The sequence below is a fragment of the Micromonospora sp. NPDC002575 genome, assembly GCF_042889525.1.
Taxonomy (GTDB): domain Bacteria; phylum Actinomycetota; class Actinomycetes; order Mycobacteriales; family Micromonosporaceae; genus Micromonospora; species Micromonospora carbonacea.
This window is the reverse complement of the sequence record NZ_JBIARA010000002.1, coordinates 325,614-340,129: the sequence shown is the minus strand read 5'-3', so window position 1 is coordinate 340,129 and position 14,516 is coordinate 325,614. Positions and strand designations below refer to the sequence as shown.

15 protein-coding genes are annotated in these 14,516 nt (G+C 75.1%); 8 read left to right on the top strand and 7 right to left on the bottom strand.

Annotated elements, in window-relative coordinates; genetic code table 11:
• Position 1 precedes the first annotated feature (1 nt).
• Complete coding sequence (locus tag ACFYWL_RS04955; protein WP_043968826.1) at positions 2-190, top strand: hypothetical protein; 189 nt, start codon at positions 2-4, stop codon at positions 188-190.
• Positions 191-267: 77 nt separating this feature from the next.
• On the opposite strand, the gene ACFYWL_RS04950 is transcribed toward ACFYWL_RS04955, so the two are convergent.
• Both ACFYWL_RS04950 and ACFYWL_RS04945 read right to left on the bottom strand, forming a co-directional pair.
• Positions 268-1,356: a DUF3866 family protein gene (locus ACFYWL_RS04950; RefSeq protein ID WP_386967465.1), complete on the bottom strand. Its 1,089-nt coding sequence runs from the start codon at positions 1,354-1,356 to the stop codon at positions 268-270.
• A 45-nt stretch (positions 1,357-1,401) separates the two neighbouring features.
• Positions 1,402-2,379, bottom strand: a complete 978-nt coding sequence (locus ACFYWL_RS04945) for a cation diffusion facilitator family transporter (protein WP_386967463.1) — start codon at positions 2,377-2,379, stop codon at positions 1,402-1,404.
• Positions 2,380-2,527: 148 nt separating this feature from the next.
• Here ACFYWL_RS04945 and ACFYWL_RS04940 point away from each other — a divergent pair, with 148 nt between their 5' ends.
• The 5 genes from ACFYWL_RS04940 (at position 2,528) to tatC (ending at position 6,343) form a co-directional block, all read left to right on the top strand.
• Positions 2,528-3,526, top strand: coding sequence for a helix-turn-helix transcriptional regulator (locus tag ACFYWL_RS04940; protein WP_386967461.1), 999 nt, complete (start codon positions 2,528-2,530; stop codon positions 3,524-3,526).
• Positions 3,523-4,575 carry a helix-turn-helix transcriptional regulator gene (locus tag ACFYWL_RS04935; protein WP_386967459.1) on the top strand — a complete coding sequence of 351 codons (1,053 nt, stop codon included), beginning with the start codon at positions 3,523-3,525 and terminating at the stop codon, positions 4,573-4,575. Before ACFYWL_RS04940 ends, ACFYWL_RS04935 begins: the two co-directional genes overlap by 4 nt.
• Before the next feature lie 10 nt (positions 4,576-4,585).
• Positions 4,586-4,834: a hypothetical protein gene (locus ACFYWL_RS04930; RefSeq protein ID WP_386967457.1), complete on the top strand. Its 249-nt coding sequence runs from the start codon at positions 4,586-4,588 to the stop codon at positions 4,832-4,834.
• 219 nt (positions 4,835-5,053) lie between these two features.
• Positions 5,054-5,371, top strand: a complete 318-nt coding sequence (gene tatA, locus ACFYWL_RS04925) for a Sec-independent protein translocase subunit TatA (RefSeq protein ID WP_074477176.1) — start codon at positions 5,054-5,056, stop codon at positions 5,369-5,371.
• Between the two features lie 18 nt (positions 5,372-5,389).
• A complete protein-coding gene (tatC, locus tag ACFYWL_RS04920; RefSeq protein ID WP_386967453.1) occupies positions 5,390-6,343 on the top strand; it encodes a twin-arginine translocase subunit TatC in 954 nt (317 codons plus the stop codon).
• Positions 6,344-6,440: 97 nt separating this feature from the next.
• On the opposite strand, the gene ACFYWL_RS04915 is transcribed toward tatC, so the two are convergent.
• From ACFYWL_RS04915 to ACFYWL_RS04905, 3 genes are all read right to left on the bottom strand, one after another.
• Positions 6,441-7,055: a Rieske (2Fe-2S) protein gene (locus ACFYWL_RS04915; protein ID WP_386967450.1), complete on the bottom strand. Its 615-nt coding sequence runs from the start codon at positions 7,053-7,055 to the stop codon at positions 6,441-6,443.
• Complete coding sequence (locus tag ACFYWL_RS04910) at positions 7,052-7,633, bottom strand: DUF6529 family protein (protein ID WP_386967795.1); 582 nt, start codon at positions 7,631-7,633, stop codon at positions 7,052-7,054. The genes ACFYWL_RS04915 and ACFYWL_RS04910 overlap by 4 nt, the downstream gene beginning before the upstream one ends.
• A 281-nt stretch (positions 7,634-7,914) precedes the next feature.
• Positions 7,915-8,643, bottom strand: a complete 729-nt coding sequence (locus ACFYWL_RS04905) for a hypothetical protein (protein WP_386967448.1) — start codon at positions 8,641-8,643, stop codon at positions 7,915-7,917.
• Positions 8,644-8,797: 154 nt separating this feature from the next.
• On the opposite strand from ACFYWL_RS04905, the gene ACFYWL_RS04900 reads away from it, so the two are divergent.
• Positions 8,798-9,739: a diacylglycerol kinase family protein gene (locus ACFYWL_RS04900; RefSeq protein ID WP_386967445.1), complete on the top strand. Its 942-nt coding sequence runs from the start codon at positions 8,798-8,800 to the stop codon at positions 9,737-9,739.
• A gap of 111 nt (positions 9,740-9,850) precedes the next feature.
• On the opposite strand, the gene ACFYWL_RS04895 is transcribed toward ACFYWL_RS04900, so the two are convergent.
• Together ACFYWL_RS04895 and ACFYWL_RS04890 are read right to left on the bottom strand one after the other, a co-directional pair.
• On the bottom strand, positions 9,851-10,888 hold the full coding sequence (locus tag ACFYWL_RS04895) for a hypothetical protein (RefSeq protein ID WP_386967443.1): 1,038 nt from the start codon (positions 10,886-10,888) through the stop codon (positions 9,851-9,853).
• Positions 10,873-11,793, bottom strand: coding sequence for a transporter substrate-binding domain-containing protein (locus ACFYWL_RS04890; RefSeq protein WP_386967441.1), 921 nt, complete (start codon positions 11,791-11,793; stop codon positions 10,873-10,875). The genes ACFYWL_RS04895 and ACFYWL_RS04890 overlap by 16 nt, the downstream gene beginning before the upstream one ends.
• A gap of 220 nt (positions 11,794-12,013) precedes the next feature.
• Here ACFYWL_RS04890 and ACFYWL_RS04885 point away from each other — a divergent pair, with 220 nt between their 5' ends.
• Positions 12,014-14,443, top strand: a complete 2,430-nt coding sequence (locus tag ACFYWL_RS04885) for an ATP-binding protein (protein ID WP_386967438.1) — start codon at positions 12,014-12,016, stop codon at positions 14,441-14,443.
• Positions 14,444-14,516 lie beyond the last annotated feature (73 nt).

Below are 14,516 nucleotides of genomic sequence, written 5' to 3'. Positions count from 1 at the left end.
CATGATGTCTGAACCTCCGGGGCGCGAGCGCGGCGCCGAGAAGTTGAACTGGATCGACCGCCGCCGCGAGAAGATCCGCGCGGAGGTGGAGCGGAACCGGCGTGGCGAGTACACGGTGCCGACGTGGGTGCTGGCCGTGGCGCTGGTGGTGATCGTCGGCGGCTGGCTTGCGTTGATCTTCCTGGCCTGAGGGATCTTTGCCGCGAACCGCCGCATGCGGGCGCATGCCGCTGCACCGCCCGGCCGTGACCGGGGTGCGGCTGCGGTTCAGTGGGCCACGGCTGCGGCGGCGTGCCGGCCGGCGGCTGCGGCGGCGAGGAAGTAGGCGTGGTCGGCGTCGAGGCCGCGGCCCATGGTGGACAGGGCCACGGGGCTGGCGCGCAGGGCGGCGTCGAGCCCGTCGGCAGGGACCCGGACGATGCGGTGCCGCCCGGCGAGGGGGGCGAGCGCGGCGTCGACGTCGCGGGCCAGGGCGGGGGGCAGGCCGTCGGGCACGACGAGGTCGGCCGGGGCGAGGGCGACCCGGCCGTACGCGGTGATGCTGTGGTGGGACACGCCCCGGTGCCGGGGGCGGGGGTCGGCGTCGGAGATGCGCAGGGAGCCGATCGCGTGCCCGCCGAGGGCGGCGACGGCGTTGACGGCCTCGCCGACGGCGACGCCGGAGTAGCCCCACCGGGTGCCGGTGCCGAGGTTGCCGGGGCCCTGGGCGCAGATCACCACGTCGGCGGCGAGCACGTGCCGGGCGGCGAGCAGGCCGCTGTGCACGGTGGTGGCTTCCAGGTCGCCGCCGAACGCCTGCCCGACGCTGATCGTGCCGGCGAGCCGGCTGCGCAGCCCGTCGAGGGCGCGGGAGAACCAGGCGGGCAGCGCGCCGCCGTCGGTGAGCAGGTACGCGACGCGGGCGTCGGGCGCGTCGGCGTGGATGCCGGCGAGGATGGCGGGCAGGGCGGAGTGCAGGTCGGCGGTGACGACGGGCAGGCCGGCGACGTCCTCGGCGGCGGCCAGCGTCTCGTGGTGGGGGCTGGCTTCCTCGTCGACGCCGAGCAGGATGGGTTGCAGGGGCGTGTAGCGGGCCTTGACGAGGTGTCCGGCGTCGCGGGTGTCGCCGGCCTGCGGGGGGTCGGGCGGCAGCCGGTCGGGCAGGGCCACGACGAGGGCGTATCCGCCGGTGCCGAGGCCCATGAGCAGCGCCCCGGCGTTGAGCAGCACCCGGTCTCCGGGGGCGGGGCGGCCGACGAGCTGCGGATAGGCCAGGGCCCGCATGGTGGTGCCGTCGGCGAGTGTGACGTCCAGCTCGATCGCGCCGGTCCATTCCCGCCGCAGCGCCGTCACGGTTCCCGCCCGCCATCGCACCATGCGGTGCACGCTAGCGGTTGCCGGGCGCGGGGCGCGGCGGCGGGGTCAGCGTGGCGGCTCGTCCTGGATGTGCCGGGTGCGCCGGTTGCGGGTCTCGGGGCGCGACGGGGTGGGGTCGAGGAAGACGTACCCGATCTCGGGGTAGCGGGCGGTGAGGCGGCGCTCGGCCTCGTCGGCGGCGGCCTCGATGTCGGCGCCGGTGGCGTCGTCGCGGAAGTCGACCTTGGCGGCGACCAGCATGTCCTCGGGGCCGAGCTGCATGGTGAGCAGGGTGTCGATGCGTTCGACGGCGGGCAGCCCGTCGAGTTCCGCCGCGATCTCGTGGCGCAGCCGTTCGGGCACGGAGCGCCCGACGAGCAGCGAGATGTTGGCCTCGGCGAGGGTGATCGCGACGAACAGCAGCAGCAGGCCGATGGCGATGGAGGCGAGGCCGTCGTAGAGTTCGTCGCCGGTGAGGTGGGACAGGCCGAGGCCGACGGCGGCGAGCAGCAGGCCGATGAGGGCGGCGCTGTCCTCCAGGAAGACGGCCTTGACGGTGGTGTCGGCGGTGAGCTTCAGGAACCGCTTCGGTGTGGTGCGCCAGCGGCGTGACTCGGCGCGGATCTGCCGGGACGCCCGGGCCAGGGAGACCGACTCGACGGCGAACGACACGGCCAGCACGACGTACGCGACGAGGTAGTTGCCGCTGTGTTCGTGCACGAGGATGGTGGTGACGCCGTGGGTGATGGCGAAGCCGGCCCCGGCGACGAAGGTGAACAGCGCGGCGAGGAACGCCCAGACGTAGCTCTCCTTGCCGTAGCCGAAGGGGTGGCGCACGTCGGCGGGCCGCGCGCCGCGGCGCAGCGCCAGGTAGAGCAGCGCCTCGGTGGTGGTGTCGGCGACGGAGTGCGCGGCCTCGGAGAGCATCGCCGCGGAGCCGGAGATCAGCCCGGCGACGAGCTTGGCCACGGCGATGGCGAGGTTCGCCGCGCCGGCCACGACGACGGTGCCCACGCTCTCGGTCTTGGCGTCCGCTTTGGGCATGGGGTCACCCTATGACCGCTGGGCGTCCGCCGCCCGGCGTCGACCGTCGCGGTGCCCTTCTGGCTACTCAGGGTGAGTGTTGCGGCGTTGCCGCGACGCGCCCGGATTGGGTGCACGCCCGCGCCGCGCGGGCTGCTAGCGTGCACACGTGTCGCGGAGCCGCACCGAACGCCTGGTCAACCTGGTGATCTGCCTGTTGTCGACGCGACGGTTCCTGACCGCCGCGCAGATCGCCGCGACCGTGCCCGGTTACGAGCACGATCCGGACGACGCGAAGGATCACGAAGCGTTCCAGCGCAAGTTCGAGCGGGACAAGGCCGAGCTGCGTGAGCTGGGGGTGCCGCTGGAGACGGGGACGGCGAGCGTCTTCGACTCGGAGCCGGGTTACCGCATCGCCCACCGGGAGTACGCGCTGCCGGACATCCCGCTGGAGCCGGACGAGGCCGCGGCGGTCGGCATCGCCGCCCGGTTGTGGCAGCACGCCGGGCTGGCGGCCGCCGCGTCGTCGGGGCTGGCGAAGCTGCGCGCCGCCGGGGTGGACGTGGACCCGCAGGCCACCCTGGGCCTGGAGCCGATGGTGACGGTCGATCCGGCGTTCGCGCCGTTGACGGCCGCCGCGCGGGACCGCCGCGAGGTGAGCTTCGACTACCGGGTGCCCGACCGCGACGACCCGACCCGCCGCCGGGTGCAGCCGTGGGGCGTGGTCTGCTGGCGGGGCCGGTGGTATGTGGTGGGTCACGACCTGGACCGGGCGGCGACGCGCTGTTTCCGGCTGTCGCGGGTGGTGGGCGCGGTCCGGGTGGCCGGCGCCCCGGGCGGCTACGAGCCGCCGCCGGGGCTGGATCTGATCAGCCATGTGGCGCGCTGGTCGGGGCCGGTGGAGCGCACGGGCCGGGCCACGGTCCTGGTCCGTCCGGGCCGGGCGGCGGGGCTGCGCCGTTGGGCGGTGGACAGCGGCTCCGGGCCGGCGGGGGACCGGCTGGTCCTGCCGTACGCCGACGCGGAGTCCCTGGCGGCCAAGTTGGTCGGGTATGGCCCGGACGTGCGGGTGCTCGACCCGCCGGAGGTGCGCGAGGCGGTCATCCAGCGGCTCAAGGAGATCGCCGCCCGGCACGACGAGCTGACCGTTGCCGGAGGTGCCCGATGACCCGCCCGGCGACCCGCCCCGCCGCCGCCCGCCCGACCGGCCCCCGCGCCGCCGGCAACCGGGCCTCGGCCGACCGGCTGGCCCGGCTGCTCAACCTGGTGCCCTACCTGCTGGCCCGGCCGGGGATCGAGATCGCCGAGGCCGCCGGCGACCTGGGGGTGACCGAGCGGCAGCTGCGGGAGGACCTGGAGCTGCTGTGGGTGTGCGGGCTGCCCGGTTACGGCCCGGGCGACCTGATCGACATGGCGTTCGACGGCGACCGGGTGACCATCACCTACGACGCGGGGATCGACCGGCCGCTGCGGCTGACCCCCGACGAGGCGCTGGCGCTGGTGGTGGCGTTGCGGATGCTCGCCGAGACGCCGGGGGTGGCCAACCGGGAGGCGGTGGAGCGGGCCCTCGCGAAGATCGAGAACGCGGCGGGCGACCTGGTCGGCGCCCCGGTGGAGGTGCGGCTGCAGGCGGACGGCCGGCGGGTGGAGGAGCTGCGGGCCGCCGTGGGGCGGGGCCGGGCGCTGCGGATCACCTACTACACGGCGGCCCGGGACGAGACGACCGAGCGGGTCATCGACCCGCTGCGGATGCTGATGGTGGGCGGCCGGGCGTACGTGGAGGCGTGGTGCCGCCGCGCGGAGGAGGTCCGGTTGTTCCGGGCCGACCGGATCGACGCGGTCGTCGAGCTGGACGAGCCGGCGGTGGTGCCGCCGCAGGCGCGCCCGCACGACCTCACCGAGGGGGTGTTCCGTCCGTCGCCGGACCTGCCGTTGATCACGTTGCGGATCGGTCGGGGCGAGCGGTGGATCACGGAATACTACCCGTGCGAGCGGGTCGAGCGCGGCGACGGCGACCAGTGGTTGGTGTCGCTGCGGGTGACCGACCTGGGCTGGGCCCGCCGGTTCGTGCTGGGGCTGGGGCCGGGGGTGGCCGTGGTGGCCCCGGCGGAGCTGGCCGAGCAGGTCCGGGCGCAGGCGGTCGCCGCGCTGGAGGCGTACGCCAGCCCCGACGGCGCGCCGTCGGGTGACCCGGCGGGGTCCGTGTCGTCCCGGTAGGCTGGCCGCCGTGGTGAAGTGGATCGTGGTCGCGGTGGTGCTGTTCGCGTTCGTGGTGCTGGCGCTGGCCGTGCGGCCGGTGCTGGCCCGGCTGCCCCGGCTGCGGCGGGCGGCGGTGGCGTTGCAGGGCCGCCAGGCGGAGGCGGAGGCGCTGCGGGTGTCGGCCGAGGCGTTGCAGGAGCGCGCGGAGGCGCTCCAGGGGCGGGTGGAGCTCACCCAGCGCCGCCTGGCCGTGATCAAGGCCAAGCGCGGCCACTAGATCGACCCGGGTCGCTGCGGCGAGCGCCCGACGTCCGGCGCGGGGCGGGTACCCGCAGGTGGGATCCGGGTTCAAGTGGTTGACGGGACGCGCGGAGTTGGTCAACACTTCACCGGCCGGCCGAAACCACCAGCGTCCGGCGGGTGGCAACGGCCCTCGACGGACGTACGATGGGCTCCGGTAACACCCCACGACGACACAGAGCGACTGGAGCTTCCCATGGGTGCCCTCAAGCCGTGGCACATCGCCGTACTCGTGGTCGTGATGATCCTGCTCTTCGGCGCGAAGCGGCTCCCCGACGCGGCCCGCTCGCTGGGCCGTTCGCTGCGGATCATCAAGGCCGAGACGAAGAGCCTGCACGACGACGACCGCGATCTGGCCGAGAAGGCCGACGCCCAGGCCGGCTACCAGCCGCTGCCCCCGAACGCCGCGCAGCCGCAGCAGTCGTACGCGCAGCCGCAGCAGCAGCCGTACGCCCCGCCGCAGGCTCCGCAGCAGCCGGTCATCGACCCGGTGCAGCGCGTCCGCGACCACTGACCGAGGGGCCCGACCACCGTGGCCTTCGCCCTTCGTAAACGCGGACCGAGCAAGTTCGAGCAGGCCGCCGACGGCTCCATGACGCTCATGGACCACATCCGCGAGCTGCGCTCCCGGCTGTTCCGGGCGTCGCTGGCGATCGTGGTCGGCTTCGGCTTCGGCATCTGGCTGGCGACCCCGGTGCGGCTGCTGTTGTCGAAGCCGTACTGCGACCTGCCGGCCTCGATTGACCCAGACACGGGCAAGTGCAACTTCGTTCAGCTCGGTGTCGCCGACGTTTTCCTGCTCAACCTGAAGATCGGCCTCTGGGTCGGGTTGGTCATCGCCGCCCCGGTCTGGCTATACCAGCTGTGGGCGTTCATCGCGCCGGGTCTGCACCGGCACGAGCGGCGGTACGCCTACGTCTTCACGTCGCTGGCGGCACCGCTGTTCGCCGCAGGCGCGGTACTGGCCTTCTTCGTCACCACCAAGGGGCTGGAGTTCCTGCTCAACGTCTCCGGTGACGACATCTCGACCAACCTCGAGGTGACCCGCTACATCTCGTTCGTCACCAACCTGATCCTGTTGTTCGGGGTAGCATTCGAGTTCCCGCTGATCGTGCTGATGCTCAACTTTGTGGGGCTGGCGAGCGCGAAGCGGCTGCTCAGCTGGTGGCGGGTCGCGATCTTCGTGTTCTTCGCCTTCTCAGCGGTGGTCACCCCAACGCCGGATCCGTTCGGCATGACGGCCCTGGCAGTCTGCCTGTCCGCCCTGTACTTCGCTGCCGTGGGTGTCGCGTTCCTCAACGACAAGCGGCGCGGGCGGGGCAAGGAGATCTACGCCGGCATCGCCGACGACGAGGTGTCGCCGCTGGAGCTCAACGACGACCGGATGCCGCCCAGCCAGCGGATCGAAGCATCGGCCCCGATCGGGGCGCCGGAGCCGGTGGCCGCGCCGGCGCCGATCGACCGCCGCTACGACGACATGACCTGACGACGCCGACGACGCGGAGGCCCGCCCCGAACTTCTCGGGGCGGGCCTCCGTCGTGCCGGGGTGTTCGTCGTGCCGGGGGTGGCAGCCTGGCGGCCGTCAGGCGAGCAGGACCTGACCGTCGCGCACCGACACCGCGACCGGCGGCAGCGGTGAGCCGGCCGGCCCGCCGCGCACCGAACCGTCGGCGATGTCGAAGACGCTGTTGTGGCAGCCGCAGACGATGGTGCCGGCGGCGACGCGGGTGACGGTGCAGCCGGCGTGGGTGCAGGTGGCGGAGTACGCCTTGACGGTCTCCTGCGTCGGCCGGGTCAGCACCACGCCCCGGTCGGCGAGGATCCGGCCGCCGCCGACGGGCAGGTCGGCCACGGCGGCCAGCGCCGCCGCCTGCCCACCGGCGGGAGCGTCGGCGTCGGCGGGGTCGCCACTGGCGGCGGGTTCGGCCACCGGGTCCCCGCTGGCGGGCGGTTCGGCCGCGGGCGGCGCGGCGACGGGCTGCCCGTACGTCTGGCAGCCGGTCAGCAGGGCGGTGACGCCCGCCGCGCCGGTGGCGCACAGGACGGCCCGGCGGGACGGGCAGGGCCGGTGCTCCTCGGTCATCGCGCTGCTCTCCTCGCTGCGGTCGGTGCCGACCTGCGGCGTGCGGTCGGTGCCGACGGGTGGCGTGTGGTCGGTGCCGGCGGGTGGCCTGCTGGCGGTGCCGGGCGGCGTCACCGGGTGATCCCGAAGGTGGTGAAGTACCACAGCGACGAGGTCAGCCAGATCGCCGTGAGGGCGACGAAGACCGCCCCGCCGGTCACGGGCAGGACCCAGCCGGCCAGCCCCGGCTTCGGCAGGGCCAGCATCTTCGTGGTGAACACGCCGAAGAAGAAGCAGCCGAACAGGGAGTGGGCCAGGGTGCGCAGGTCGTAGGCGGCGAACCCGAGCGCGTAGAGGCAGTGCACGGCCACGGGCACGGCGAGCAGGAACGCCACCCGGCCGGACCAGCGGTGGGCGACGCCCGCCCAGGACGGGCGGAAGCCGCCGAGCCGCCCCCACATCGCCAACGCCGACAGCACCTGCACCACGGCGAGCGCCATCGCTGCGCTGCCCAGCCACACCTTGACCTGCATCGGGCCGGTGAAACCGGCGACGTTGACGGCGACGCCGGTGGGCTGGTGCAGTTTGGCGTACACGCCGGTGGCCACGGCGACCGCCGCGCCGGCGAGCATCGGCAGCAGCAGCGAGGCCGTGCGGGCCGGTTCGGTCTCGGCGGCGAGCCGGGCCGCGAACGCGGCGGGATCGGGCAGCACCCGCAGGCCCCGCCCGTCGTCGTCGGCGCCGGGGCCCCGGTCGTCGCGCGGCCGGCCGGCGTCCGGCCCGCCGTCGCGGCCGGCGCGCCAGGTGTCGACCTCGGGCCGGGCCTTGCGGCCGGCGTCCCACCGGTCGCCACCCGGGCGCGCACCGGTCCCGGTGCCCCACACGTCGACCTGCGGCGGGGTGTCCCAGTCGACGCGGGGCGGTGCCTTCGTGCCGCTGTCCCAGGCGTCGCCGGCCGGGGCGACGTCCGTGCCGGCGCGCCGGTCGCCGCTGGTCACCGGCGGGGCCCCGGCTCGGGGATCACCGGTCGGGCGGTGACGGTCAGCCCCTCGACGATCGTGGTGCCGAACGCGGGGTCCAGCGGCGGCGCCGGCATCGGCCGGCCGTTCCAGGTGAGCACGCCGATCTGGGTGCCGTCGGGCCGCAGGATCCAGCCGCCGTCGACCCCGGCGTCCCGCAACTGCGGGGTGGCCCGGTAGACCACGGGGGCGGTTCCCGCCGCGGCCTTCGCGGTGAACGTGGTCGTGTCGCCGCCGATGGTCAGCTTGCCGGTGGCCTCGGCGCCGTCGAACGTCCCGGTGAGCGTGGCGTCCTTGCCGTCGAGTGCGAGCTTGCCGTCGGCGGCCGTGCCGCGCAGCCACAGCTCCATGTCCTTGCCGTCGCACACGTACGCCTCGGCGGCGCCGTCGCGGGAGGTGATGGCGATGGTGGCGCCGTTGTTCAGGCGGCCGGTCCAGCTCGCGTCCACCTTCTGTTCGGGCGTGCCGGCGGCCGGGACGTCCGTCGCGCCGGGGGCCGCCGCCGGCGGTGCCGAGGCACCCGGCGACAGCTCGGGCGGTTGGCTGGCGGACGGCGTCGGCGGCGCGTCGGCGGCGCTGGCCGGGGGCGCGGCGTCCGCCTTCGGCGGTGCGGCCGTCGGTGCCGCCTGCGCGCTCATCGCGAACAGCACGGCCGCCATTCCGGCTCCGGTCACCAGCGTCAGCAGCGGGGTCATGCGCTTCATGGGGCAGCTCCCTTCACCGAACCGTACGGTGCGGGCCCGCCGGTCGTTCAACGCGACGGCAGATTGCTTCGGCGACGAGTCATGCCGGCCCGACGCGAGGGCCGGCCTGGACGGGCCGGCAGGCTGGTGCCGGGGCGAGCGAGCAGGCGGTACGGTGCTCGCCGTGACCGCAGCCGACCACCCCGCCCCCGGGCCGCGCCCCGACGGTCCCGTCGCCGTGCTCGCCAACCCCACCGCCGGGCGCGGGCGGCACCGGGGCCTGTTGCCGCGCCTGCTGGACCGGCTCGCGACGGCCGGCCGGCCGGTGCGGCTGCTGGAGGCGGGCACGGGCGCGCAGGCCGAGGCGGCGTGCCGGGCCGCCGTCGCCGACGGGGCCGCCGCCCTGGTCACCGTCGGCGGCGACGGCACCGTGCACCGGGGCCTGCAGGCGGTGGCCGGCACGGGCGTGCCGTTCGCTCCGGTGCCGGCCGGCACCGGCAACGACTTCGCCGCCGACACCGGTTTCCCCGCCGACCCGATCGCCGCCGTCGAGACCGTCGCCGCGGCGTTGCGCGAGGGCCGGACCCGGCCGGTGGACCTGGCCCGGCTGACCGGCCCCGACGGCGCCGCCCGGTGGTACGGGGCGGTGCTCGCCGCCGGCTTCGACGCGATCGTCAACGAGCGGGCCAACCGGATGCGCCGCCCGCGCGGCCCCCGCCGCTACGACCTGGCGATCCTGGTGGAGCTGGCCCGGCTGCGCCCGCGCCGCTACACCCTGCGCCTCGACGGCGAGCTGTTGGAGTGCGACGCGGTGCTGGTGGCGGTCGGCAACTGCGCCAGCTACGGCGGCGGCATGCGGATCTGCCCCGACGCGGACCCGACGGACGGCCTGCTGGACGTGGTGGTCGGCGGCCGGTTCGACCGGCGCACCCTGGTCCGGGTGAAGCCGCGCATCTACCGGGGCACCCACGTGCGGCACCCGCTGGTGAGCAGCCACCGGGCCCGCACGGTGGAGCTGGCCGCCGAGGGGATCACCACGTACGCCGACGGGGAGCGGTGCCTCGACCTGCCGGTGACGGTGACCGCCGTGCCAGGCGCGGTGCGCCTGCTGCGCTGAACGGACGTGGGCGCGGGTGTGGGACAGGCCGGTGCCTCGGTGGGGACGTCGTGCCACGCGCCGCCGGCGCGGAGCCGCCGGGTCGAGCCGTCGCCCCGGCTCCGCGCCCCGTCACGGCGCCCGGGCCGGTCGGCCCTGGCACCGGGGATCCGTGGTCACCACGCCCTCGGTCGGTGCGAGCCACTCCAACGCCGTCCGCTCGACCTGCCACCCCCGGATGTCGACCCGGCTGGCGGGGACCTGCTTCGGCTCCGGGCACAGTGCCCTGGAGACCACCTGGTCGTTGGGCACGAAGTGGACCCGTCCGTGTCGGTCCAGCAGGGTGGTCATCCGGTCGTCGACGGCGATGAGGTGCCCCAGCAGCACCGGCTGGTTGTCCGCCCAGGGCTCGGCGTCCACCTCGACGGCCTGGACGGGCAGGATCGGGGCGCGGAGGAAGATCGCGCCCAGCACGAGTGGCGCCAACAGCGCGCCGCCGAGCGCCGTCCAGTGCGTGACCGCCCGCGCCGACCAGGACGGCACCGGGCCGGTGAGGAGCACGGCGGACGCGGGCGGCAGGAGCAACAGCGACGCCGTGACGGTTTCGCCCGCGGCGAGCGCGGCGTCGATGCCGGGTGCCAGCCAGGTGTACGCCAGCACGGCTGCCCCGACGGGCAGCGCGACGCCGGTGGCCACCAGGAGCGGGCGATTGCCCGGATGCCGCTGACGGGCCACCAGGCCGACGATCGCCACGGTGAGCATCAGCAGGGTGGGCAGGAAGCGCAGTTGCCAGGTGAGCGCGGCCGACCCGACGGCCAGGACCACCACCCAGTCCGGCATCCGTCGGGTGGTCCGGGCCAGCAGCGAGCCGCTCTCGTCGGTGTCGGTGCTCACCGCGAGCAGGGCGCCCAGCGCCCGGAGCACGAGGATCGCCGCCGGTATCGCCCACACCAGTGCGACGAACAGGCCACTGATCAACCCGAGGGGGCTGATGTACTGCACCACCAGCAGCATCGTGGACAGGTTCTGCCGGCTCAGATACCACACCCGCAGCACCAGCAGCGCGAGCGGGAAGGCGGGCAGGAGGGTGAGCAGCCACTGCTGCTGCGCGCGTACCGGCGCGGTGGCCTGATCGTCCATGTCCCCGGCGCCGGTCACTCCCAGGGCCACCGGCGGACATCGACCTGCGCGACGTTCGTCGGCTGCTGGTCCACGGCTACCGGCTGCGGCAGGCACTCCGGCTGGGTCGGGCGTAGATGCTTGTCGAACGCGTCCTCCCAGCGCCGGTCGGCGGGATCGTGCAGGGAGTCGTACAGGGACAGGTTGACCAGGTCGCGCAGGGCGGTGTTGCCGCCCGTGTTGATGCCCCAGCGTTCCTCGTCGGACTGCCCGATGTCGTGCGCCATCAACCGCTTCGCGTCCCGGGCCACGAAGCCGCACAGCAGCGCGGCGTCGTTCGTCACCGCCTCGACCCGGCCGGCGAGCAGGTCCTCGATGCACTCGCTGGTGCGCAGCCGGTTGGCCTGCACCACACCAGCTTGTTTGGCCGGCCCCTCGGAGGTCGAGGTCGAGATGCTGCACACCCGGCGTCCGCGCAGGTCGTCGAAGGTGCTCACCCGGGGGTGGCCGCGGCGGGTCACCACCGACTGGTCGGTGCGCAGGTACGGTGCGGAGAACGTCACGTCGGGCGAGGCCTCGCGCTCCTCGGTGATGCTGTAGCTGGCCACCACCAGGTCGACGGTGACGAACCCGCTGCCGTCGGCGGTCCGGGCCTGCATCTTGCCCCGGTCCTCGCTCTCGATGGCCAGGAACCGCACCTCGGTGGGGCGGAAGCCGAGGTCGGCGGCCACCAGGTAGGCGATGTCGATGTCGAACCCGGAGAAGGTCCCGGTGCGCGGGTCGAGCAGGCTGATCTCGGGGTTGTCGTCGTGCACGCCGATCAGCAGCTCCTGCTTGCCCAGCAGGCCGGCCGCCCGCCGGAGGTCCTCCTCCGACGGCGGGCCGGCGCGGACGACGACCGCGTACGCCACCAGGACGACCGCGACCAGGAGCGCCACCACCGCGGTCAGTCGCACGACGCCGAACCACCCTTGCCCCCGCTCCACCCACTCACCAGCCCCTTCGATCACAGTGGACAGTGGGTAGTATCGGGAGCGGCGGGGTCACGCAGGGTCCGGCCGGCATCGCATTCCGCTATCAGCCAATTCCGGCAATCTCGACGGTTCCGCCTGCGGCGGGCCGCCGATCGCTACCCTTCCAGCCAGCCGAGCTCGTCGGGATTTCAGGTGGTGCGACGTGGGGGAGGACGGCAGGGAGGAGCTTCTCCGGTTCGTCGGCGAGCTGCGGCGGTTGCGCCAGCTCGCCGGTGGGCCGTCGCTGAACATGCTGGTCGCCGCCGCGCAGGCCCGACAGCCGCTGGCCCGGTCCACCCTCAGCGACAAGCTCAACGCCAAGTCGCTGCCCGACTGGGACTTCGTCGTCGCGTACGTGGGCGCCTGCGTCGCGCACGCCGAGCGGGCCGGCGTCCGGCTGCCGGCGGAGGCGACGGACCTGGCCCGCTGGGAGGCCGCGCACTGGCGGCTGCTGCGGGCGGCCGACGCCGCGCGGCCCGGCCAGCGGCTCGGCGCGGCGGCCCGGGCCGAGCTGGGCCGGGCCGCCGCGACCGCGCGGACGGTGGAGCCCACCGCGCGACACCGCCCGGCGGGGGAGTGGGTGGTGCCCCGGCAGTTGCCGACGGCCGCGCGGCACTTCGTGGGGCGGACGGCCCAGCTCGCCGCCCTGACCGCCCTGTCGACGGACCCGGCCGCGCCGGGGACGGTGCTGATCTCGGCGATCGGCGGGACGGCCGGGGTCGGCAAGACCGCCCTCGCCCTGCACTGGGCGCACCAGGTGGCCGACCGATACCCGGACGGGCAGCTCTACGTCAACCTGCGCGGATTCGACCCGGACGCGCCGATGAGCCCGGCCGAGGCGCTGGGCGGCTTCCTGGAGGCGCTGGCGGTGCCGCCCGCCCGGATCCCGGCCGGGCTCGACGCGCAGGCGGCCCTCTTCCGCAGCCTGCTGGCGGGCCGCCGGATGCTCCTGCTGTTGGACAACGCCCGCGACGCCGAGCAGGTCAGGCCGCTGCTTCCCGGCTCACCGGGCTGCCTCGTGGTGGTGACGAGCCGGCACCAGCTACCGGGCCTGGTGGCCGCGGAAGGCGCCCACCCCCTCGCCCTGGGGCTGCTGTCCCCGGCGGAGGCCCGTCACCTGTTGTCCCGGCGACTCGGCGCGCAACGGGTGGCCCGCGAGCCGGCCGCCGTGCGGCGGATCGTGGCCGCGTCGTCGGGGCTGCCGCTCGCGCTGTCCGTCGTGGCCGCGCGGGCCGCCATCCAGCCCGAGTTTCCCCTGGCCCGGCTCGCCGACGAGCTGGACGACACGCGGGGCGGCCTCGACGGGTTCTGCGCGGGAGAGGCCGACATCGACGTCCGGGCGGTCCTGTCCTGGTCCTACCGCTGCCTGGACCCGGCGGCGGCCACGCTGTTCCGGCTGCTCGGGCTGCACCCCGGCCCGGACCTCTCCGCCGCCGCCGCGGCCAGCCTCGTAGCGGCCACCGAAGCCGAGGTGCGCCGGCCGCTGGCGGCCCTCACCCGGGCCAACCTCCTCACCGAGCACGCCCCGGGCCGGTACGCCCTGCACGACCTGCTGCGCGCCTACGCGGTCGAGCTGACCCACGCCACCGACGACGAGGCCGGCCGCCGCGCCGCGCTGGGCCGGATGCTCGACCACTTCCTGCGCACCGCGCACGCCGCGGACCTGCTGCTGCACCGGCACCGCGACCCCATCGACCTGCCGGTGGCGCGCCCCGGCGCGGTGACGCCCGAACTGCCCGACAAGGCGGCGGCGTGGACGTGGCTCACCGCCGAGCACCGCACCCTGCTCGCCACGATCGCCCTGGCCGCGCGCAGCGGCTTCGGCACCCACGCCTGGCAACTTGCGTGGAGCATCAACACCTACCTCGACCGGCTGGGCGCCTGGCAGGACCAGGCCACCGCGCAGCGGCTGGCGCTGCGCGCGGCCGTCGGGGACGGCGACCGCATTGGCCAGGCCCTGGCCCATCGCAACCGGGCCGTGGCGTGCCTGCGGCTGGGCGAGTACGACGATGCCCGCGCGCACCTGGACCAGGCCCTCGGCCTGCACGACGCGCTCGGCGACCACGTCGGGTGCGCCCGTACCCACCTCAACCTCGGCATCCTGGCCGAGCGCCAGGGGCGTCACCGGCAGGCGCTGGCGCACGCCCAGCGGGCCTTCGACCTGTTCGGGGCCGCCGGCCACGGCTCCGGTCAGGCCAACGCGCTCAACAACATCGGCTGGTACCACATCCAGCTCGGCGACCACCGGCGGGCGCTCGACTGCTGCCGGGAGGCCCTCACCCTGCAACAGCGCGTCGGCAACCGGTACTGGGAGGCCCACACCTGGGACAGCCTCGGCTGCGTCCACCACCACCTCGGCGAGCCGGCGCAGGCCGTCGACTGCTACGAACGCGCGCTCACGCTCTGGCGGGAGGCCGGCGAACGCTACTTTGAGGCCGCCACGCTGACGCACCTCGGCGACACCCGGCACGCCGCGGACGCCCCGGCGGCGGCCCGCGCCGCCTGGTGCCAGGCGCTGGACATCCTCGACCAGCTCGGTCATCCCGACGCCGAGCAGGTCCGGGCGAAGCTCGGCCCCGGCAGCGCCCGCTGACCCCGCGTCGCCCGGTTCGCGCCGCACTCCAGCATGACCGTCCGGCGGCTGTCCGGCGATTTCCCGGAAAGGC

Coding starts and splice junctions, on each gene's coding strand:
- ACFYWL_RS04955 (WP_043968826.1), top strand. CDS start 2: ATGATGTCTGAACCTCCGGGGCGCGAGCGCGGCGCCGAGAAGTTGAAC.
- ACFYWL_RS04950 (WP_386967465.1), bottom strand. CDS start 1,356: ATGGTGCGATGGCGGGCGGGAACCGTGACGGCGCTGCGGCGGGAATGG.
- ACFYWL_RS04945 (WP_386967463.1), bottom strand. CDS start 2,379: ATGCCCAAAGCGGACGCCAAGACCGAGAGCGTGGGCACCGTCGTCGTG.
- ACFYWL_RS04935 (WP_386967459.1), top strand. CDS start 3,523: ATGACCCGCCCGGCGACCCGCCCCGCCGCCGCCCGCCCGACCGGCCCC.
- tatA (WP_074477176.1), top strand. CDS start 5,054: ATGGGTGCCCTCAAGCCGTGGCACATCGCCGTACTCGTGGTCGTGATG.
- ACFYWL_RS04905 (WP_386967448.1), bottom strand. CDS start 8,643: ATGAAGCGCATGACCCCGCTGCTGACGCTGGTGACCGGAGCCGGAATG.